This is a genomic window from Nocardia sp. BMG51109 (genome assembly GCF_000526215.1).
In the GTDB taxonomy this organism is placed as follows: domain Bacteria; phylum Actinomycetota; class Actinomycetes; order Mycobacteriales; family Mycobacteriaceae; genus Nocardia.
The window spans coordinates 4683902-4702816 of record NZ_JAFQ01000004.1; the positions used below are offsets into that span (position 1 = coordinate 4683902).

Consider the following 18915-nt stretch of genomic DNA (forward strand, 5'->3'; position numbering starts at 1 on the left):
TCACACGTGCCCAAGGTTTAACATGAACCGAACGGTTCACACAAGGTTTGGAGGATTTGCCGTGACGGCCGGACCACGCGCCCGACTGATCGCCGGCACCATCGCGACGGTGCAGGAACACGGTGTGCACGCGGCCGGACTACGTGAGCTGCTCGAGCGCAGCAGTGCCTCGCGCAACTCGCTGTACCAGCATTTCCCTTCGGGGAAGGGCGAATTGGTGGAGACCGCGGCGCGAATCGTCTCGCGAGTGGTGTACTCGCACGTATCCACGATGGCCGACGGCCTGGCGGGCGCGTCGTCGCTGGAGCGGTGGCTGGACGAGCTGCTGGCCTTCTGGCGCGACCCGCTGGATTCCAGCGACTACCGCGAGGGCTCGTTCATGATGGCCGCCGCCCTCGACGCGCTGAATCCCGAGGTGCAGTCGGCCGCCGGTCAGGCGTTCACCGAATGGACCGCCCGGCTCGCCGACGGGCTGGTCGCGGCCGGCCTCGACAAGGAGTCATCGAATTCCGTGGCGAGCTTGCTGTTGTCGGTGATCGAGGGCGCCATCGTGCAGAGCCGCGCCCTCGGGTCGACGGACCCCTTCGACAATGCCCGCGCCCAGCTGGCCGTGCTCCTGCACCACTATCTGGATGCCGGGTAGTCCGGGTGCGGTCAGTTCCGGCCGGAGGTGATGTAGTAGTACAGCGGGTCGACCATATCCAGCAGCTGTTGAATCTCGCTGTCGGTGAACCGATTCCGACGGCTCATGGTGATCAGCAGGAGATCGTTGATCGCCCGGACGATGTTGTCGAATTCGCCGTCGCCCACCGGCTCCGGATCGTCGGCGTGCGGGCCGCCCGCGCACTCGAGCTCCGCGGCGGCCCGCCCGGCCCACTCCCGGAGCAGCCCGGCCGACCCCCGCGGGCTGGTCACCCTGGCGGCGTGCTCGTAGAACCGGATCGCGGCCCGCAGCAGCCCGGCCGGCCGCGGATGGACGAGCGCGTTATCGGCCGGGCACCCCGGCGGGTCGCTGCGCCGATCCTCCGGAACGGCCAGTGCGTGCGCCTTGGCGGTGAGGTACCGCGCGACGAGAATGTCACGGACGGTACCGAATTCGGCTGTCCGGAGCAGGTCGACGGAGGCCTGTTCGTAATCCTCGATGACGGCCGTCACCGCATCCGGATCGCCGGTCGGGCCGAGGAGATCGAGGCGCCGGATCAGATCGGCGAGACGCAGGAGCGCCCGGACGTTGCCCTCGTGGCGGCGCCGCCCGCCGTTGCTGGCGGGGAAGCACGCCAGCAGCGCCCGGACCGGCTCGGCCACGCCGTCGCCGAATACGGTCGCGAACAGTTCCGCGTGCTCGGGGTCGGCGGCGTAGGCCATTTCCATGCGGCACAGCCCGACGATGACGTCGGCGAGTTCGTCGGCACGCAGGCCGTCCTGCGGTTCCCTGTGCTGCGCCGAGCCGGGCCCGCACATCGCGATCAGCGTGGTGGCGATCGTCCGCATCGCGAGCATTTCGCGTTCCGGGTCCTCTTCCACGAGCGCGCGGGCGTGCTCGATGTGGAACCGCGCGAGCTCGCGATGCAGATCCCAGCCGAGGACCTCGGCGAACCGCTGCTCGGATTCCTTGATCGACCGGATCCGGCTCAGCGCCGTGGGTTCGTAGTCGAGCCTGCGTGACAACATCGCCTCGGCCGCGGCGGCCGCACGGGCGCACCGGATGCCCATCATGCAGTCCAGCCGCGATGCGCGGTCGACCAGGCGGAGACCGCGCATCGCCCAGTCGCGGGCGGTGACGACCCGGTCGCGGTCGCCGCGGCGGCGCTGTTGCAGATGACGTTCGGCCAGCTCGGCGGACCAGTACAGCATGTCGGACCGGTCGTCGCGGACCGACGCCTTGTCGAACTGGTCCGCCAGCTGCGCGATCTCGTAGTGCCGGCTGGAGAACCGGGCCTCCAGGCGCTCGGTGTCGACCGAGTCGGGCCGCGGCCGGGGATCGCCCCGGCCCGCGGCCAGCGCGACGATCCGGTCCGGGACCGGCCGGTTCTCGGCGGTCATCTTGTCGACGACGGCGGCCGCGAGCGCCGAGATCGTCTTGAAGTGCTTCCACATGGTCGCCTTCGGGATCGGTCCCTCCGTCCCGTCGCGCCGCATGTAGCCGCGCGCCGCCGCGCAGACGTCGGCGGTGGTCAGGTGCGCGATCGACTCGTCCGGGTGCGCGGTCATCACCTGCTCCGCCGCCGTGACGATCATCGCCCTGGTGCGTTCCTCCAGCGCCCGCCCCGCCCGCCGCTGATAGGTCGATTCCGGGTCGCGGTGCATTGCTGTGGACGACACGGCCGAGAGTCTATTGCAGTGCACATAGTTGTGCACTCGTCTATTCGAGCTAGGGTCTCCAGGACGGCGAATCTGGGGCTAACAAGGAAGGCGCATCTGTGGAGACCACGGCCGCGAAGCTGAAGCTGCTGCGACAGAATCTGGCGTCGGCCCGGGAGCCGGCCGGAGAGCGGGGCGCGGCGAAGCGGGCCGCCAAGGGGATTCCGGGCCCCCGCGAGCGGATCGACATGCTGCTCGACGCGGGCAGTTTCGTCGAGATCGGAGCGTTGGTCAAGCAGCCCGGCGTCGCCGACGCGCTCTACGGTGATGGCGTGGTCACCGGCCACGGCACCGTCGACGGCCGCCCGGTCGTGGTGATCGCGCACGATCAGACCGTGTTCGGTGGTTCGGTCGGGGAGATGTTCGGGCGCAAGGTCGCCGCGGCCATGGACTTCGCCGCCGATATCGGCTGCCCGTTCGTGGCGATCAACGACTCCGGCGGGGCCCGCGTGCAGGACGCGGTGACCTCGCTGGCCTGGTACGCCGCCATGAGCAGGCGGCAGCGGCGGCTGTCCGGCATGGTCCCGCAGATCTCGCTGATGCTGGGCAAATGCGCCGCGGGCGCCGTGTACTCGCCGATCAACACCGACGTGCTGATCGCCACCGAATCGGCCTACATGTTCGTGACCGGTCCGGACGTCATCCGCGAGACCACCGGTGAAGAGGTCACCCTCGAGGAGCTCGGCGGCGCGTTCAACCAGGCCCAGTACGGCAACATCCATCACGTCGCCAAGGACGAGCGGGCCGCATTCGACTGGGCGCGTTCGTATCTGAGCTTCATGCCGTCGAACTGCTTCGAGCAGCCGCCGATCGTGAATCCGGGCCTGGAACCCGAACTCACCGACAGCGACCGGGAGCTCGACGCCGTCATTCCCGACTCCGACCGGGCCGGGTACGACATGTACGAGATCCTGTCGAGGATCTTCGACGACGGCGAGTTCCACGAGGTCGGCGATGCCGCGGCGCACAACCTGATCACCGGATTCGCGCGGGTGGACGGCCGCAGCGTCGGCGTCGTCGCCAATCAGCCCCTGGTCTCCAGCGGTGCGATCGACGCCCACGGCTCGGACAAGGCCGCGCATTTCATCCGGCTCTGCGATGCCTTCGAGATTCCGCTGGTCTTCGTGGTCGACACGCCGGGCGTGCTGCCCGGTGTCGAGGAGGAGAAGATCGGCGTCATCAAGCGCGGCGGCCGGTTCTTCTACGCGGTCGTCGAGGCCACCGTGCCGATCGTCACCGTCGTCGTGCGCAAGGCCTACGGCGGCGGTTACGCGGTCATGGGCTGCAAGCAGCTCGGTGGCGACGTCAACCTGGCCTGGCCCACGGCCCGCATCGCCGTCATGGGCGCCGAGGCCGCCATCAGCCTCACCCAGCGCCGGCAGCTCGCGGCGGTGCCCGACGAGGAGCGCCCGGCGGTGCGCCGGCAGATGGTCGACTTCTACAACGCGACCGTGGCCACGCCGTGGATCGCCGCCGAACGCGGATATATCGACGCGGTCATCCAACCGGCGCACACCCGGCTGGAGATTCGCAAGGCGTTGCGCCTGCTCCGCAACAAGTCCGATCCGCACGACCCTCGCAAGCACCACCTGATGCCGCTGTAAAGCCGAGCGGCACAGTATTTTTCGTTGCGGTAGCCGAATCGGCCGCGCGGGCGGCGGCCGATCGCCGACACGCGCGGCGGGCGGACATTCGGGACGATGTGCGCTGGCCGGGGTTACGGGACGGTGATGTCGGCTAAGGTTGCCGCGTGATCAAGGTCGTCTACGAGGCCTATCCTCAGCGCGCCGGGCTCGCCGAGCCCGCGCCAGGCTATCTGCTGGCCGAGGATCCGCTACACGTCGCCGAGCGGCTGTCCGAGGTCGGTTTCGAGACCGCGCATCTGGCCGGCGCGCGCTGGACCCGCTCCGAGATCGACTACATCCACACCGCGACCGTGGTCGAGTCCGACGGCGCGCACGCCGCCGCGGCCGCCGAGATCAACACCTACCTGAAGGCGACCGAGATCCAGCAGGACGTCCGGCACACCCTGTACGCCTTCGTGATTCACCAGAATTGCGAGGACGGCCCGGTCGCTCGCGAGGACGCGCTGCGCGTCGCCGGGAGCGAGACGGCGCTGGCGGCGCTGAGCTACCTGCGCGCCCGCGCGGACGACGTGGGCGTGGATGAGATCCTGCACTCCGGCTTCGATGTCCTGGCGCTGCTGCACGCCGAGAAGGAGCTGGGCTTGCGGTCCGACGAGGAATAGCCGCGGCCGGCGAGTGGTGCTGATGCGATTGTCGTCCAGGGCTGAGTTTCCCGCCGATCCGGCGGCGGCGATCGCGCTCCAGAATCGGCTGCGGGTGCAGGTCGACCCGACCGATCCGGCACCTCCGGATTTCCGTACCGTCGCCGGTCTCGACTCGGCCTACGACGGCGAGGGAAATGTCGTTGCGGCCGTGGTGATCTTGGATAAGGAAACGCTGGAGCCGATCGAATCCGCCACGGCGAGCGGGAAAGTCACGTTTCCCTATGTGCCGGGCCTGCTGGCCTTCCGGGAGCTGCCCACCACGCTGGCGGCGCTGGAAAAGCTCGGCAGTACACCGGATCTGCTGGTCTGCGACGGGCAGGGGATGGCACACCCGCGCCGGTGCGGACTGGCCTGTCAGGTGGGACTGATCACCGGGCTGCCGACACTGGGGGTCGCCAAGAACCTGTGGGGCACGTGCGAGGAGCCCGGCGTCGAGCGCGGTTCGACCAGCGACATCACCCTCGACGGCGAGGTGGTGGGCCGGGCGGTGCGAACCCGGAGCGGTACCAAGCCGGTGTACGTATCCGTCGGCCACCGCATCGGCCTGGACACGGCCTGCGCGCAGGTGCTCGCGCTGACCCGGGCGTACCGCCAGCCGGAGACCACCCGGCGGGCCGACCATCTCTGCCGGACCGTGCTGCGCGACATCATCTCGCGCGAGAACCTCGGCTGATCCGTCTGGCCGGACCGGCGGTGTCGGTGCGGTTGGTGGGTCTGGGGAAGGGGCTCGTGCGGTCGAAGGCGCGAGCCGAGGGCGGATGCGTCGCCGCGGCGGCGGGGGTCGGTCGGGCTCGGGCGTGTGATCTTGCGCACCGGGCGCCGCCGGGAGGGTGCGGGCGTCCGGCCCACGCCGGGCCCGCCGAGCTGAGATCCGTTGCGGCCCAGGGTGTCCCATAGCGCCAGTGGCCTATCTGAGCCACCCGCTCCGACCAGCGTCGTTGCCGGATCGCCGGAATGAGCGGAGTATCGAGGGTGGTCGATCGACGACGCTCGAGCGGTGTTCGGTGCGGCCCCTCGACGCGCACGTCTGCGACGGCATCCGTAACGAAACCGTAGACCCCGCGCATTCGCCGAACGGCCGACCGGACGGTCTGTAATAACGCCGGCCCGGCAAACGATCAAAGGGCGCCGGAAGGAGGCCGGCGGATTGCCCGGGCTGTCGTGGCGACATCGAGCCGGGGTGGTCTGTGTCACCGGGAAGGGAGTGAATGTGATGACAGGAACCGTGGTTGACGTTCCGATTGCCCAGCTGCACGTGGCTCGGCCGGACCCCGATGCGGGTCGGCGGGCGGCGGCGAGCAATCCCGGACGGCCGGAATCGGCGAGCATCTGGCAGCAGGCGAAAACGGTGGTGGTGACGCGCGTCGCCGGTCCGAAACAGCTGGTGACGGTGCCGCGGTTGGTGATCCCGATCGGGCGTAACCAGCTCGCGTTCCGCATCTCCTCGCATGCTCCCGAGGCCGACCAGCTGGTGCGCGACGGCCGGGTGCTCGTGCAGCCCGGAGATTGGCGCGGCAGCCCCGCGCTCGGCACCCACCAGTACCAGGGCCAGGCCCAGGTGGTGACGGGCGGCACCCTGCTGCCGTTCGTACAGTCGGAGATCGATGCCAAGTACAAGTGGCAAATTCCGTTGGCGCGCTTCGCTCATCGGCTGGCGCGGGGTGCGGCGCCGTACGGCGACGTGATCGTCCTCGTCACCGTGCACGAGCCGCGCCCGATGCTCATGCCGGGTAGCTGACCCGCCACGCCGTCGTCCGACGGCAGCCGTTGTCCTACGGCAGCCGTTGTCCGACGGCAGCGGCCCTCGGCTGACGACAGTGCGGTCGTCAGCCCATCGCGCCGGAATCATTCCTCGCCGGCCGCTCTGCCCCCTTCCCGCAACGCCTTGTCGAGCTCGGTGCGCAGCCGAGCCGCCGCCTGCTCGTCCCCCGCGTCCTCGGCAGTGGTGATGTCCTGACGGAGCTGGGCGATGATGTCCTGAAAAGCCACTGTTCTCACCCTCCTCATCGTGGGCTCGTATCTCGCGAATGTCCGCTCGGTCCGGATCGAAACCGCCCCGCAGACCGATGCACCGCAGCGAGCCTGGTCGGCGGATCGGCACAGGCCGCCGGCGACGGTGTCCGGCCCGGACGGGTCTTTCGGTCCGATTTGCTCGAACTAGGTTGCACTCGGCTGGTCCGCAGCGGCCGAGACCCCGCCGACGGCTTGTGCGGCCGCAATGGGGCCTGCGAATATCGAACGTCGTGGCCCTGTGGTTTGCTGGGTCGGCCAACAGGTGTTGTAATTGCCGGACTGCTTACATGGCCCGGTCTTTCGGAGGGGGGAACCAGTAGTGGTCCGTACTGCACCGGCCGCTGTACGTACGCTGGCTACGGTGGCATTGTTTGCAGGGCTCGCCGCCGGATGCGGCTCTGACAAGTCCACCGACCACGAGTCTGTGAATAACGAATCGACCTCGACTGCTTCTGTCGAAGGTGTTCCTGTCTCTGCGATTCCAGCCACATTCGAAGGCTTGGATCCCTGCTCTCTGTTGACGGTCGATGAGGCCGAGAAGGCAGCAGGCCTGTCGAGCGTCGGCCCTCCGAGGCGAGAAGCTGCCACAGCCCAGCTTGGTGAGATGGCCGGCTGCGTGTGGAATCCTCCGAATGATGTGGGAGTGGGTGTCTCCTTCACCAGACCGGCCATGACACCGTCGGCCAAGCAAGACAAGACATGGTCCGACGAGATCGGACATCCGGCCCAGGCTCGCGTGATTTCGGGCGCGTGCCACGCCAGCGCCTGGTTCAGCAACGACCGCATGGTCGAACTGACGATCAGCCCGCCCGATCGGGGGCGATCCGAATCCTCGGACGATAGCGTCTGTGAACGGTCGAAGCCCGTGATCAAAGAGCTGTTCGCCAAGATTCCCTGGCAATAGCGATGCATCTTGTGAAGAGAACGGACGTGCGACTCCGCGGTGTGCGGATTGCCACTCCGGCTACGGTTGTGGTCCTGATGGCACCGATCATCGCGCTGGCATCGGGATGCGGTTCCGGCAGCTCCGAGGACCACACCACCGCATCGTCGGCGCGTACCTCCGCCTCGCTGCTACCGACTCGCCCCGATGTGCCGACTACCGCATGGAACGCGCCGACACTGGAGCGGCCGTCGACCTCCGCCGCATTGCCGCCACCAGGGTTTCCATCGATGGAGTATGCCCCGTCGAAGATCCCGGTCCCGCCCGGGCAACCCCAGCCGATCGGCACCAAGTTCGGACTTTCGTACACGGCACCCCCGGGCTGGGACGGCGCTCCTGACGCCGTAACCGGTTGGTCGGCAAACGGGCAGCGCTTCGGTCTCGGCTCAGTGAGTGATGTCGGCCGCCGGTACTGTCCGGACAGCGAGGCTTCCTCGCAGGCATCCTTCGGCGTAACGGGAAGAAACGGCGTCGATATCGAGAGCGCGGCAAAAGATGTCCTTGGACAGGCTGAGCGAGTGGCAAGTGATGGTGGGCGTAAACCGGTCGTTTCTCTGCAGGGGCCCACGGCTTTCGAGATCTCCGGGCGGCAGGCGGTTCGCTTTACCGCGATGTTCACCGATATCGCCAGCGCCAAGGGCTGCCAGCCGACCGCCATACATTTCAACCTTATTGCGACGCCAGGCTACTCTAATGCCGAGGTGGCGGTATTCGTGGCTCAGCGCAACATCAATCCGCCGAACCAGGTCCCAGAAGCGACAATAAACAGTATTATTGGATCGTTACGTAAGAGCTAGGCCCTCGAGGGGGGATGAGGATAAGTGAGCGAGGCTTTTAGTGCCAGGCCCACCGAGATAGCGGGTCTGGGAAAGCTCGTCGATGAGATCGGTGCTAATGCTGACTATCTCAGCCGAACTACCGGAGCAATGGCCGGTCCAGCGAACGGGCAATATTCCGGCGTTATGCAGTTACTCGTAACGCCGCTGAACTCGCTTCGCGACACGACTGCCCAACGTCAGCGGAGCATGACCACGGTCCTGCAGAAAACCGGCGAGGAGCTGAATAAGACCGCCTGGGTCTACATCGATCAGGAAGCGCAGAACTATGCTGCTCTGAATGCTCACACTCGTGGACTCAACGGCAACGGGTCCAGCGATCCCAACACGGAGATTCAGGGAACTACCGATGCCTTCCAGGGAGCAGTGTCTTACCGAGGGCCGGAGACGCTCGAAGTTCCCGCGTGCAAAGTGTCGGTACCGCCGAACCTGGACGAGCTCATCTCAAAGGGTCGCGATTGGCTGAAGCCAATCCTCGAGTATATGACCGAAATCGGATACAACCCGATTAATGACATTGTGGACAAGGTTGCCGGGAACTGGAACGACCTCAGGCGTGTCGGCGAAGCCTATAAGGAGGTCGGTGAAAACTTTGAAAAGGGCGGCAAGAACCTGGAATGGGGGCGCACCACAGTTGATGCGCACTGGGACGGGCGAGCGGCGGTCAGTTTCCAGGATTTCGCGGGTCGGCTCGCAGCCGGAATGGAATGGGAAGGTCCGATAGGCAGGCTCATCTGCACGGCCCTCGAGCGTGTTGCCGACGAGATCGAGAAGACTGTTCAGGAAGCCATCAACAAGATCATCGAGCTACTCGAGAGTCAGGTCGAGGTCAAAGGTGTCAAGTCCGCCTTGAAGTTCGCCCTGAAGAAGGTTCCGGTCGCCGGATGGGCGTACCAGCTCGGAGATATCGCCTGGCAGGTAAAGAATGTACTGAATCATGTTCTGGATTTGGTGGAAGCTATCAAGACTACTGTTGACTCCGTGAAGGAGTTCATCGAATTTGTCAAGGATCCGGTGGGTGGCCTCAAAGAAGGACTGGAAGCCAAGCTGAAGCCGATCACCGACAAGATCGAGGACGCCCAGAAGAAGAAGGAGATGGCCGACGACATAGCTGCGGCCGGCAACGTCGACACGGTCAAGAACAAACCCCAGAATGCCTACGACGTAGGCGCTGGACATCAGCCATGGGATAACGCATGAATAATTCGGAAGCCGATGTAGATGTCCACTATCACAGTGCATTCCAGCGCTTGATGGGGGCATTGGACAGTTTGGCCACAAAGCGCATCCACAGCCAGAACACCACTGTCGACGAGCTGTGTGTGGTTCCGGTCACCGATGAGCTCATGACGCAGCTGGCAGCCTCCCCGACCGCGTCCATGGCGCTCCGGTTGTATGCCCAACGAGTGGCGTCGGGCGAGGCCCGCTGGAACGATATCGAACTGTGGGCAGTACCGGTGCCACCGGAAGTCGGAGAGCTGAAGGCATCTCAGCGATACGAGTGGCAATACCGGGCAAACCCCAAGCCGACCGCACCGGTCGAGGGCCTCGTGAGGACCTTTTCCTACGGCTCAACCTTCCGCCCCGGCGAAATCGTCGGCCCGAGCGATTGGACCGACGACAATGCACCTCAGTCTTGGCTGCAATGACCCGTGGCGATCTCGACCGTCGCCGCACCGGTGCAGCTGGTGAGGCGGCTGCGATAACGTCGACCGTGCCGCTGATGATTGTATAACCTCGGGAAGGTTCGGTTACCGGCGATGCCGATAATCCTCGCGCTGGCGGTGGCCGCCGGGCTGTCCGACCTGTCCCTGGTCGTGACGAGTGATGAGACGCGCGGCCGCCGAGCTAAATTCGCGCGTCATCTGCTGGATTTGCTGGGCCGCGCAGATGTTCCTGTGGTTGCCGGTCGTGAACTCGGTCGGCACGACCATCGGGCTGCCGGCGAACTATTTCCTGATGATTTGCCGTCGGCGCCCACCGACGTTGTCGCTACCGTTACGGCCGTGCTCCGAAGTACGTCGGACCCCGTCCTGTGGATCGGTACGGGCCCGATGTCCAACCTGGCCGACATACTCGCCACGATCCAGGATCGGGAACAGTTGATCGTCACGCAGGCGGGCGGGCTCCATGGCCTTTTTACGGACCGTGCGGAACCCACTCTAGGAGCAGATCCTTCGTCAGCTTCTCTGACCGTCGTCAGCGATGAAGTCCGGGCCCGTAACAACGGGGCGAAGCCGCCCTGGACGGGTTGGGGAGCTACGCGAGGTACCCGTCCGGCCGTACCAGCCCTACCTCGGTGTTGACGTGCCGTCCTGAGCGCAGCCGCTCGAAGAGCGTATTGCCCTCGGGCAGAAGAAGGTTCGGGACGCGTCTGCCGGTGGCGTAGGTGACGTCGAGTCCGGCGAGACGTTCGGCGAGGCGCCGGGACATGTCGGGTGCGGTCGCGATGAGGCCGCTGAGCACGGCGCGTAGCGCCTGGCCTTCGGGGGAGTAGGTCGTCATCAGCGCGGTCTGGGCCCGGGTGTGCTCGAGCAGGTTCGTGCCTACGGGGTGCCGCTCGTGATGGTAGGTGTCGAGCAGTGTTTCGTCGGCGCGGCCGGTGGCGACGGCGGCGAGCTTCCAGCCGAGGTTGTGCGCGTCCTGGATGCCGACGTTCATGCCGACGCCGCCGGTCGGGAAGTGCATGTGGGCGGCGTCCCCGGCCAGTAGCACGGTGTCCTTGCGGTATGTCGCCGCTTGGTGGGTCGCGTTGCCGAATCGCGAGAGCCACACCGGATCTCGCATGCCGAAGTCGCTGCCGGCGATCCGCCGGACGGTCGTGCGCAGCTCGTCGAGGGTGAGTTCGCCGGGCCGGTCCGGGCGGTTGGTGTGCGGGTCCGCGCCGACGAGGCGGTGAATTCCGCCCGGCAGCGGCACGATCATCAGCCCGCCGTCGGCGCCGGCGATAGTGGCGGATCCGCGTTCCGGCGGGGCGTCGAGCACGACGTCGCCCAGCCAGCCCCAGGTCGTGGCCTCGGTGCCGGGGAAGTCGATACCGGCGGCTGCCCGGACGGTGCTGCGGGTCCCGTCGCAGCCCACCACGTAGCGAGCGGCGATGACCTCCTCATCGGGCAACTCGACACCGTCGCGGGTCAGGCCGACGACCCGGCAACCCCGGCGAATGGTCGCGCCCATCCGGCGGGCACGGTCCTCGAGCAGTTCCTCCGTGCGGGCATGGAGCAGCGCGAGGGTGAACGGGTAGGGCGTGTCCAGCACCGAGAAGTCCATCCGGTCGGGCAGTCCGCCGAAGTGCCCGTTCGGGATGCGAATCCCCTCGGCCAGAAACGGTTCCACGACACCGCGGCAGTCGAAGATCTCGATCGTGCGGGGATGGATCGTGAGCGCCTTGGAATGGGGGTCCCGCTCCGGCCTGGTCTCCACCACCGTGACCGATGCGCCGCCCAGCCGCAGCTCTCCGGCGAGCCACAGGCCGGTGGGCCCGGCTCCCACTACCACGACGTCGTCCATGGAAACCTCCCTTGGTCACTGACCAATACTGCTGGTTCAGTACACTAGGTCAGTGACCAAGAGTCAGGCGGATGTGGTGCGGACCGCCCTGGACATCCTCGACGAGCACGGCGCCGCCGCCGTCTCCCTGCGCGCCATCGCGCAGCGGCTCGGCGTGCGCATGAATACCGTCCTCTGGCACGCCAAGAGCAAGGGCCGGCTGGAGGAGCTGATGGCCGACGCGATCGTCGCCGGCGTCTCGCTCGACGACCTCCCACGCGATTGGCACGACCGTGCGACCGAAATCGCTCACCGCTACCGTCGCGCCCTGCTGTCCCACCGCGACGGCGCCGCGGTCGTCGCCGGCACCTACGCCGCCGAACCGGCCACCCTGGACGTCGCCGAGGCACTCGTCGCGGCACTACTCGACGGTGGCCTGTCCGACCGCGAAGCCGCTTGGACGGCTTGGTCTCTCGTCTATTTCATCCTCGGCCTGACCCAGGAGGAACAAGCCCTCCCGGCCCGCTCCCTCCACGGCCTCCCGGTAGGCCGGCGCCCTGCGTTGCAGCGCGTACTCCCCACCCTGGTGGAGGAGTCCTTCGACGCCCGATTCGAGTTCGGCGTGGGCAAGCTCCTGGCCCATCGTCAGGAAGGCCGACCGCGCTGACCGGCGCTTTCACAGTGCCGCCCACCATGTTCCGTGGGTTGCCGGGCCAGTCGGCAGCTCGTCGCGCGGAACGGGTTGTCGACACGGTCGGCCCGTGACCGGATCGCCCCACCGATACCGGTGAAACAGCCGGGATGTCGAACGGGTGACACCGGCTCCTCCTGCGCAGGTCCGGTCCGGCGCCGGTTGTGGAATCGGGAGTACCGCGGGCGGATCTCAGGCGACGATCTATGCGGCCGCCCGTCGTGGTGACCGGACTCACCGCCGTATCTCCTTCGCGCCCAAGGGGAGTCGCGGATCGACCGCCATATCGGCCCAGGTGTCGCGCAGCCACGCGTGCGACGGGTCGTCGCTGATCCGCCAGGCCCGCTCCGGTCCGGGGCCGGCCATGATGTTCAGGTAGTACATGTGATAGCCCGGCGCGGCGATCGACGGTCCGTGGTATCCGTGCGGCACCAGCACCACATCGCCGTCACGCACCTCCTCGAGCACATCGATCGGGCGTCCGGGGGTCCCGTATACCCGCTGGTAACCGAACCCGTCCGAGCCATCGGGGCCGCGGTCGAACTCGAAGTAGTAGATCTCCTCGAGCGGAGCCTCGGTCTCGGTGTATTCGTCGTGTTTGTGCGCCGGATACGACGACCAGTTGCCGCCCGGGGTGATCACCTCGCACGCGATGATCGAGTCGGCCTCGAAGGTGTCGGCGGTGGCGAAGTTGTGTACCTGACGACTGCAGGCCCCGGCCCCGCGCAGCTCCACCGCGACGTTCGCGGCGGGTACACGGCGGAAGGGCAGCTTCCGTTCGGCGCGCGCGCCGCCCACCGCGAAACGTCCACCGGCGGTGGATGTTATGGCGAGCGAGCTGTCGCGGCCGACGTAGGCGAAATCGGTGGGTCCGTCGAAAACACTGTGCCGGCCGGACAGTTCGCACGACTCGGCGCCGCCGGCTACGGTGGCCGAGCCCGACAGCGGCACGATCACGAGTTCGTCGAGGCCGCTGTTACTCCGATATGTCTGTCCCGCAGCCAGTTCCACGACATGCAGACTGCAGTGGTCCCAGCCCGCCGATTCCTGGGTCAGCGCGACGACGTAGGGCGGCCGGGAACTGCGTGCCGGGATGAAGTGCTTGCTGTGCATCGCGCTCACCGGACCAGCGAGACGGCGGTATCCACGGCCCCCGCGACGTCACCGTCGCGCGGATAGAGCAGGGCCCGGCCCACGATCAGTCCCCGAACCCCCGGCAGCGCAAGCGCTTTCGCCCACTGCGTGTACGTTTCGTCGGGCCCGGTCTGCGGATCCCCGCCGAGCAACAGGGTGGGCAGCGTGGTCGCCTCCATGACGCGCTCCATCTCCTCGACCACCGGCAGTTTCAGCCAGGTGTAGGCCGAGGTGGACCCCAGTCCCTGGGCCAGATGCACGCTCTTGATCACCGCGTCGGGCGACAGGTCGTTGACGACCTCGACTCCCGGCCTCTCCGGCCGATGCGACATGAACGGTTCGAGCATCGCGACCAGACCGTGCCCGGCCAGCTCATCGATGGCGGCGGCGCTCGCGGTCATCATCGATAACGTGCCCGGATCTGTGAGATCGAACCGGTTGAGCATCTTCGCACCGTTGAGGCCCGCCGCCGCGGTGGCGCGCGGCGTGCAGCCCGTCATCCGATCGTCGATCTCGAAGTCCGCGCCCGCGAGGCCGCCGCGGTTGAGCGAGCTGAAGACCACCTTGTCCTCGAGCGCACCCAGCAGCAGTAGATCCTCGATGATGTCGGCGGTGCCGAGCACGCCATCGACGCCCGGCCTGGCCAGCGCGGTAACCAACCGGTCCAGCAGGCCTTTTCGGCTGTTCATCGCATGGGGGTCGCCGGAGGCGGACAGTGCCCCCCGCGCAGGGTGGTCCGCGGCGATGATCATCAGCCGTCCGTCGCCCCGCACGAGTCCGCGGCGGGTCCGGGCGGCGAAGGCCCGGGCGATGGCGGCGGGATCGCCGGCGCGCAATTCGGTCAGCTCGGCGTAGGTGCCGGCGGCCGATGCCGCCGGTGGCCGGGTGCTCGCGATGGCTTCGGTCATGGTCGGACCTTTCCGGTCGGCGACGACACGAGCGTCGCATCGATCTCGTCGCGGGTGGGCATGGCGGTGGAGCACTCGAGCCGGGCGGCGACCAGGGCGCCGGCGACGTTGGCGCGCTTCAGGACCGTCTCGAGATCCAGTCCGGCGAGCAGTCCATCGCAGAGGCTGCCCCCGAAAGCATCGCCCGCGCCGAGGCCGTTGTGCACGTCGACCGGAACCGCCGGCACCACGACCGATTCGGACCGGGTCCTGCCCAGCACCCCGGCGGGTCCCTGTTTGACGATGGCCAGCTCGACACCGAGATCGAGCAGCGCGTCGGCGGCGCGGTGCGGGTCGGTCTCGCCGACCGCGATGCGGCATTCCTCCCGGTTGCCGACCGCGACGGTGACCTGGGTCAGCGCCCGCCGCACCTGGTCGCGGGCGGTGCGCTCGTCGGCCCAGAACATCGGCCGGTAGTCGAGGTCGAGGATGGTCAGCGGCCTGCGCGCCCGAATCTCCCAGGCCGCGAAATGCGCTGCGCGCGAGGGTTCCTGGGACAATCCGGTCACCGTCGCCCACCACACTCCCGCGTCGCGGATGAGGTTCGGGTCCACCTTCCCGGGGGTGACCTGCAAGTCGGGTGCGCTCGGCAAGCGGTAGAAATACAGCGGGAAATCGTCCGGCGGGAAGATCTCGCAGAACGTCACGGGTGTCGGGTACCGGTCCGTAGTCATCAGCAATTCGTCCGAGACACCCAACCGGACCAGTTCGCGCCGGGCGAAACGCCCGAACGGATCGTCGCCGACCCCCGACCACAACGCGGTACGCCGGCCCAGCCGGGAGGCCGCGACCGCGACGTTGGTGGCGCTGCCACCCAGAAATTTGCCGAAGGTCTCGACGTCCTCCAGGCCGACGCCGGATTGGAGGGGATAGATGTCGACGCCGATCCGGCCGGTCGTCACCACTTCGAACTGCTCTGTCACGATTCACTCCAGACGAGAGGTGTAGGACAGCGGCGGCGCTACCGCCCGTGCAGCCGGTTGGTCCGGCATGACCAGCACGTCCGACCGAAGTTCACCACACCCGGGCGCGGACCACCTGCCCGATCCGGGCTTGCGCGGCGAACGCCCGTCGACCGCCGTGTTCCAGAGGCGGCAAGCGGCCGAGTCGCTGGTCGCCGGCTCCCTGATTTTCGCAGCCGCCACTTTCGGCTGCGTGGTGGTACCCAGCATGCCTGTGATGGTCGGCTTCCGATTCCTGCTCGGCCTGGCGGTCGGTGGTGCATAGGTAACGGTGCCAACCTATTTGGCCGAAATGTTGCCCACTGCCAGTTGTTCGGCAGCCACATGCGGCGCGGCAAGGTGCACCACGAGACGGCTGCCGTGATCACCAGCGCGGTAGCGGATGAGTTCGGAAGTAGAGCCGGTCGAGATCGAGACGGATCGACACGTGGCGACTTTGTGGCGATGTATCTACGAATCCGGGGAGCCCGGTACGGCTCTGGTCCCTGCTCAGCAATCCATTCTCACCGGTCAGGGGCCGAAAAAGCTCCCCAAACTGGACTCGAACCAGTAACCTGCCGATTAACAGTCGGCTGCTCTGCCAATTGAGCTATTGGGGACTGCCTCGGCTCGCCTGTGGGGCGAACCGAGGAGAAACTTTAGCGTATTCGAGGTCGGGCTCCCAAATCGGGGTCGTTGCTGCTGGCAGGGGTGATTTGTCCGGGTGGGCGGAGGTGGTGCGGGGCGGGGATTCGTGGTTTCCTCACAGCCACCCAACAGGTCGGGCGGGCAGGATGGGTGGGTGCGGGTGCTGGTGGTCGAGGACGAGCGGTTGCTGGCGGATGCGATCGCCACGGGGCTGCGGCGGTATGCGATGGCCGTCGATGTCGTCTATGACGGGGGCGCCGCGCTGGAGCGGGTGGGGGTGAACGACTACGACGTCGTGGTGCTGGATCGGGATCTGCCCGTGATGGACGGCGACGCGGTGTGCACGCGGGTGGTCGATACCGGGGGCGAGGCGCGGATTCTGATGCTGACGGCCGCGACGACGGTGCCGGACCGGGTGGCGGGGCTCGGGCTGGGTGCCGACGACTATCTGACGAAGCCGTTCGCGTTCGCCGAACTGGTGGCGCGCATTCAGGCGCTCGGGCGCCGGGCCCGGCCGGCGACGCCGCCGGTATTGCAGCGGTCGGGTCTCCGGGTGGACGTGTACCAGCGCACCGTTACCCGCGACGGCGAACCGGTGTCCCTGTCGCGCAAGGAATTTGCCGTCCTGGCCGAGTTGCTGCGGGCGGATGGGGGTGTGGTGTCGGCGGAGCAGTTGCTGGAGAAGGCATGGGACGAGAACATCGATCCGTTCACCGGAGTGGTCCGGTACACGATCATGATGCTGCGGCGGAAGCTGGACCGCCCCGAGCTGATCCTCACCGAACCGGGCGTGGGCTATCGCGTTCGGTGATCCGCACGATGCGGCCGACCATCCGGCTGCGGCTGACGCTGCTGTACGCGGCGGCGTTCTTCCTCGCCGGTGCCGTGCTGATCGCGGTCATGTACTTCTCGCTGGAGCACTGGCTGGGGCGGCGTCCGCACGGCGGTGCGCAGGTGATCGTGCGGGAGTATCTGGCCGAGCCGCAGCTGCGGGGCCGGATGAACGCCGTCGACCGGCTGGCCTCCGCCGTCGGCGCGCAGGCCGAGGCCGAGCGGCAGGCCACCCTGCACGCGATGCTCGGGTGGTCGCTGGCCGCCTTGGGCGCGGTCGGCGTCGCGGCGACGGGGTTCGGGTGGCTGCTGGCCGGGCGGGTCCTGGCGCCGTTGCAGCAGATCACCGCGACCGTCCGGCGGGTGGCCGACCACAGCCTGCACGAGCGCATCGCCCTCGGCGGCCCGCGCGACGAGATCACCGATCTCGCCGACACTTTCGACGCCATGCTGGAGCGGCTCGACCGGTCCTTCGACAGCCAGCGGCGCTTCGTCGCCAACGCCTCGCACGAACTGCGCACGCCGCTGGCGATCAATCGCACCCTGATCGAGGTCGCTCTGGACCAGCCCGGCGCCCCGGAGTCGCTGCGGCAGCTCGGCACCACCCTGCTGGCGGTGAACGGCCGGCACGAGCGGCTCATCGACGGGTTGCTGGTGCTGGCCGGCAGCGAACAGCGGCTGATCGAGCGGCGGTACGCCGACCTCGCCGAGATCGCCCGGCACGTCGCCGGTCTCGCGGAGCGGCAGGCGCAGGAGGCCGATGTCGAGGTGCGCACCGTACTGGGCTCGGCCCCCGTCGCCGGGGACCCGGTGCTGCTGGAACGGTTGGTGCACAACCTGATCGACAACGCGATCCGCTACAACCACTCCGGTGGCTGGGTCGACGTGCGCACCGAGAAGGCCGGCCGGCAGTCCCGGATCGTCGTCGACAACACCGGTCCGGAGGTGCCCGACTACGACATCGACGGGCTGTTCGAACCGTTCCGGCGGCTGACCGGAACCACCCGCCGGGCCGAGCCGACATCGACGCGCGGTGCGGGCCTGGGACTGTCGATCGTGCGCTCGGTCGTCCAGGCTCACGGCGGTTCGGTCACCGCGGCAGCGCGATCGTCCGGCGGCCTGCGGGTCACCGTCGTGCTTCCCGCTGCCGGGTCCCGGGACGCCGTTGGCGCCTCGGCACAGCGGCGGTGAGAAAGGTCGCCGTGGCATGGTCGCCGTGTATATGGTCGCCGTGGACAGGGTCCGATCGCACCGGGACGACGAAGGCGGCCGCCGCGAGTACCGCACGAAAATCGTTCCGGCGGTTCGCGATAGAACGCCCGGGCATCGTGCCCACCCGAAGGCCGGGCACGATGCTCCGATCGATCCGGTCAGTAGCCGTGGCAGGTGTCGGCGACGATCCGCATCTTCTGCGGCAGTTCGGCGAAACGCGGGTCGTCGCGCAGGATGATCCGGTCCCGTCCGTCGTGCGGCGGCTGCGGCCCGTTGTCATGACGTTCGCGGATGATCATCTTGCGCTGCTCCGGCGGTACGGAGAACATCGTGTCGAACTTCGCCCGGTGGTCGGGATGCTCGTCCAGGTAGGTGGCGAACTCCGGTGCGTGATCCCGCATCGCAGACTCCACCTGCTCGGCCGAACACGTCGAATCCGCCAGCGGATGCTGCCGCTCACCCGGCTGCGCGGAGGCCACGCCCGCCGCGGCCGCCACACCGGCCAGCACGGCCGCCACAACCACGGACCCGCGCACGAATCTCGTTACCGCCATCTTGCTCCCTTTCGCTGGGCTGTTC

Annotated in this window: 21 protein-coding genes and 1 tRNA gene; 13 read left to right on the forward strand and 9 right to left on the reverse strand. The window is 67.6% G+C overall.

The window, feature by feature from the left end:
- The first annotated feature begins 61 nt into the window (after nt 1-61).
- Nucleotides 62-643 (forward strand): TetR/AcrR family transcriptional regulator, encoded by a 582-nt coding sequence (locus tag D892_RS0122475; protein ID WP_024803398.1) that lies wholly within the window; start codon nt 62-64, stop codon nt 641-643.
- An 11-nt stretch (nt 644-654) separates the two neighbouring features.
- On the opposite strand, the gene D892_RS0122480 is transcribed toward D892_RS0122475, so the two are convergent.
- A complete protein-coding gene (locus tag D892_RS0122480) occupies nt 655-2322 on the reverse strand; it encodes a hypothetical protein (protein WP_156959629.1) in 1668 nt (555 codons plus the stop codon).
- A 98-nt stretch (nt 2323-2420) separates the two neighbouring features.
- On the opposite strand from D892_RS0122480, the gene D892_RS0122485 reads away from it, so the two are divergent.
- The 4 genes from D892_RS0122485 to D892_RS41920 all read left to right on the forward strand — a co-directional run bounded on the left by D892_RS0122485 (nt 2421) and on the right by D892_RS41920 (nt 6389).
- Nucleotides 2421-3965 (forward strand): acyl-CoA carboxylase subunit beta, encoded by a 1545-nt coding sequence (locus D892_RS0122485; RefSeq protein ID WP_024803400.1) that lies wholly within the window; start codon nt 2421-2423, stop codon nt 3963-3965.
- A gap of 146 nt (nt 3966-4111) precedes the next feature.
- Nucleotides 4112-4609 (forward strand): hypothetical protein, encoded by a 498-nt coding sequence (locus D892_RS0122490; protein WP_024803401.1) that lies wholly within the window; start codon nt 4112-4114, stop codon nt 4607-4609.
- 22 nt (nt 4610-4631) lie between these two features.
- Entirely contained in the window at nt 4632-5324 is a 693-nt protein-coding gene (locus tag D892_RS0122495) for an endonuclease V (protein WP_024803402.1), read from the forward strand.
- Between the two features lie 540 nt (nt 5325-5864).
- Nucleotides 5865-6389, forward strand: coding sequence for a hypothetical protein (locus D892_RS41920; RefSeq protein ID WP_156959630.1), 525 nt, complete (start codon nt 5865-5867; stop codon nt 6387-6389).
- Between the two features lie 107 nt (nt 6390-6496).
- Here the strand turns inward: D892_RS41920 and D892_RS46930 are convergent, their stop codons facing one another.
- Nucleotides 6497-6640 carry a hypothetical protein gene (locus D892_RS46930; protein WP_156959631.1) on the reverse strand — a complete coding sequence of 48 codons (144 nt, stop codon included), beginning with the start codon at nt 6638-6640 and terminating at the stop codon, nt 6497-6499.
- Between the two features lie 385 nt (nt 6641-7025).
- Here D892_RS46930 and D892_RS45525 point away from each other — a divergent pair, with 385 nt between their 5' ends.
- The 4 genes from D892_RS45525 (at nt 7026) to D892_RS43935 (ending at nt 10092) form a co-directional block, all read left to right on the forward strand.
- Nucleotides 7026-7568 (forward strand): DUF3558 family protein, encoded by a 543-nt coding sequence (locus tag D892_RS45525; protein WP_198036968.1) that lies wholly within the window; start codon nt 7026-7028, stop codon nt 7566-7568.
- A 77-nt stretch (nt 7569-7645) separates the two neighbouring features.
- Nucleotides 7646-8404, forward strand: coding sequence for a hypothetical protein (locus tag D892_RS46935; RefSeq protein WP_156959632.1), 759 nt, complete (start codon nt 7646-7648; stop codon nt 8402-8404).
- 24 nt (nt 8405-8428) lie between these two features.
- A complete protein-coding gene (locus D892_RS0122515; RefSeq protein WP_156959633.1) occupies nt 8429-9643 on the forward strand; it encodes a hypothetical protein in 1215 nt (404 codons plus the stop codon).
- Nucleotides 9640-10092, forward strand: coding sequence for a hypothetical protein (locus D892_RS43935; RefSeq protein WP_024803406.1), 453 nt, complete (start codon nt 9640-9642; stop codon nt 10090-10092). Before D892_RS0122515 ends, D892_RS43935 begins: the two co-directional genes overlap by 4 nt.
- A 102-nt stretch (nt 10093-10194) precedes the next feature.
- Here D892_RS43935 and D892_RS47865 read toward each other — a convergent pair whose 3' ends face one another.
- A complete protein-coding gene (locus D892_RS47865) occupies nt 10195-10377 on the reverse strand; it encodes a hypothetical protein (RefSeq protein ID WP_036567391.1) in 183 nt (60 codons plus the stop codon).
- Nucleotides 10378-10702: 325 nt separating this feature from the next.
- Nucleotides 10703-11953 (reverse strand): FAD-dependent monooxygenase, encoded by a 1251-nt coding sequence (locus tag D892_RS41935; RefSeq protein WP_036567393.1) that lies wholly within the window; start codon nt 11951-11953, stop codon nt 10703-10705.
- A gap of 52 nt (nt 11954-12005) precedes the next feature.
- Here D892_RS41935 and D892_RS0122530 point away from each other — a divergent pair, with 52 nt between their 5' ends.
- The gene (locus D892_RS0122530; protein ID WP_036567394.1) at nt 12006-12599 is read left to right on the forward strand and encodes a TetR/AcrR family transcriptional regulator C-terminal domain-containing protein; all 594 of its coding nucleotides are present in this window, start codon (nt 12006-12008) and stop codon (nt 12597-12599) included.
- Nucleotides 12600-12857: 258 nt separating this feature from the next.
- On the opposite strand, the gene iolB is transcribed toward D892_RS0122530, so the two are convergent.
- From iolB to iolC, 3 genes are read right to left on the reverse strand one after another with little or no spacing between them, the layout of a single operon-like run.
- Nucleotides 12858-13736: a 5-deoxy-glucuronate isomerase gene (gene iolB / locus D892_RS0122535; protein ID WP_024803408.1), complete on the reverse strand. Its 879-nt coding sequence runs from the start codon at nt 13734-13736 to the stop codon at nt 12858-12860.
- A gap of 5 nt (nt 13737-13741) precedes the next feature.
- Nucleotides 13742-14665: a hypothetical protein gene (locus D892_RS0122540; protein ID WP_024803409.1), complete on the reverse strand. Its 924-nt coding sequence runs from the start codon at nt 14663-14665 to the stop codon at nt 13742-13744.
- On the reverse strand, nt 14662-15627 hold the full coding sequence (iolC, locus tag D892_RS0122545; protein ID WP_369801767.1) for a 5-dehydro-2-deoxygluconokinase: 966 nt from the start codon (nt 15625-15627) through the stop codon (nt 14662-14664). The genes D892_RS0122540 and iolC overlap by 4 nt, the downstream gene beginning before the upstream one ends.
- 67 nt (nt 15628-15694) lie before the next feature.
- Here iolC and D892_RS0122550 point away from each other — a divergent pair, with 67 nt between their 5' ends.
- Entirely contained in the window at nt 15695-15931 is a 237-nt protein-coding gene (locus tag D892_RS0122550; protein ID WP_024803411.1) for a hypothetical protein, read from the forward strand.
- Between the two features lie 261 nt (nt 15932-16192).
- Here D892_RS0122550 and D892_RS0122555 read toward each other — a convergent pair.
- Nucleotides 16193-16265 (reverse strand) — tRNA-Asn (locus D892_RS0122555).
- 182 nt (nt 16266-16447) lie between these two features.
- Between D892_RS0122555 and D892_RS0122560 the strand changes: the two genes are divergently transcribed.
- The gene (locus tag D892_RS0122560; protein WP_024803412.1) at nt 16448-17104 is read left to right on the forward strand and encodes a response regulator transcription factor; all 657 of its coding nucleotides are present in this window, start codon (nt 16448-16450) and stop codon (nt 17102-17104) included.
- A gap of 8 nt (nt 17105-17112) precedes the next feature.
- Nucleotides 17113-18315, forward strand: coding sequence for a HAMP domain-containing sensor histidine kinase (locus D892_RS0122565; RefSeq protein ID WP_024803413.1), 1203 nt, complete (start codon nt 17113-17115; stop codon nt 18313-18315).
- Nucleotides 18316-18494: 179 nt separating this feature from the next.
- On the opposite strand, the gene D892_RS0122570 is transcribed toward D892_RS0122565, so the two are convergent.
- Nucleotides 18495-18890, reverse strand: a complete 396-nt coding sequence (locus tag D892_RS0122570; RefSeq protein ID WP_024803414.1) for a hemophore-related protein — start codon at nt 18888-18890, stop codon at nt 18495-18497.
- Nucleotides 18891-18915: the final 25 nt, after the last annotated feature.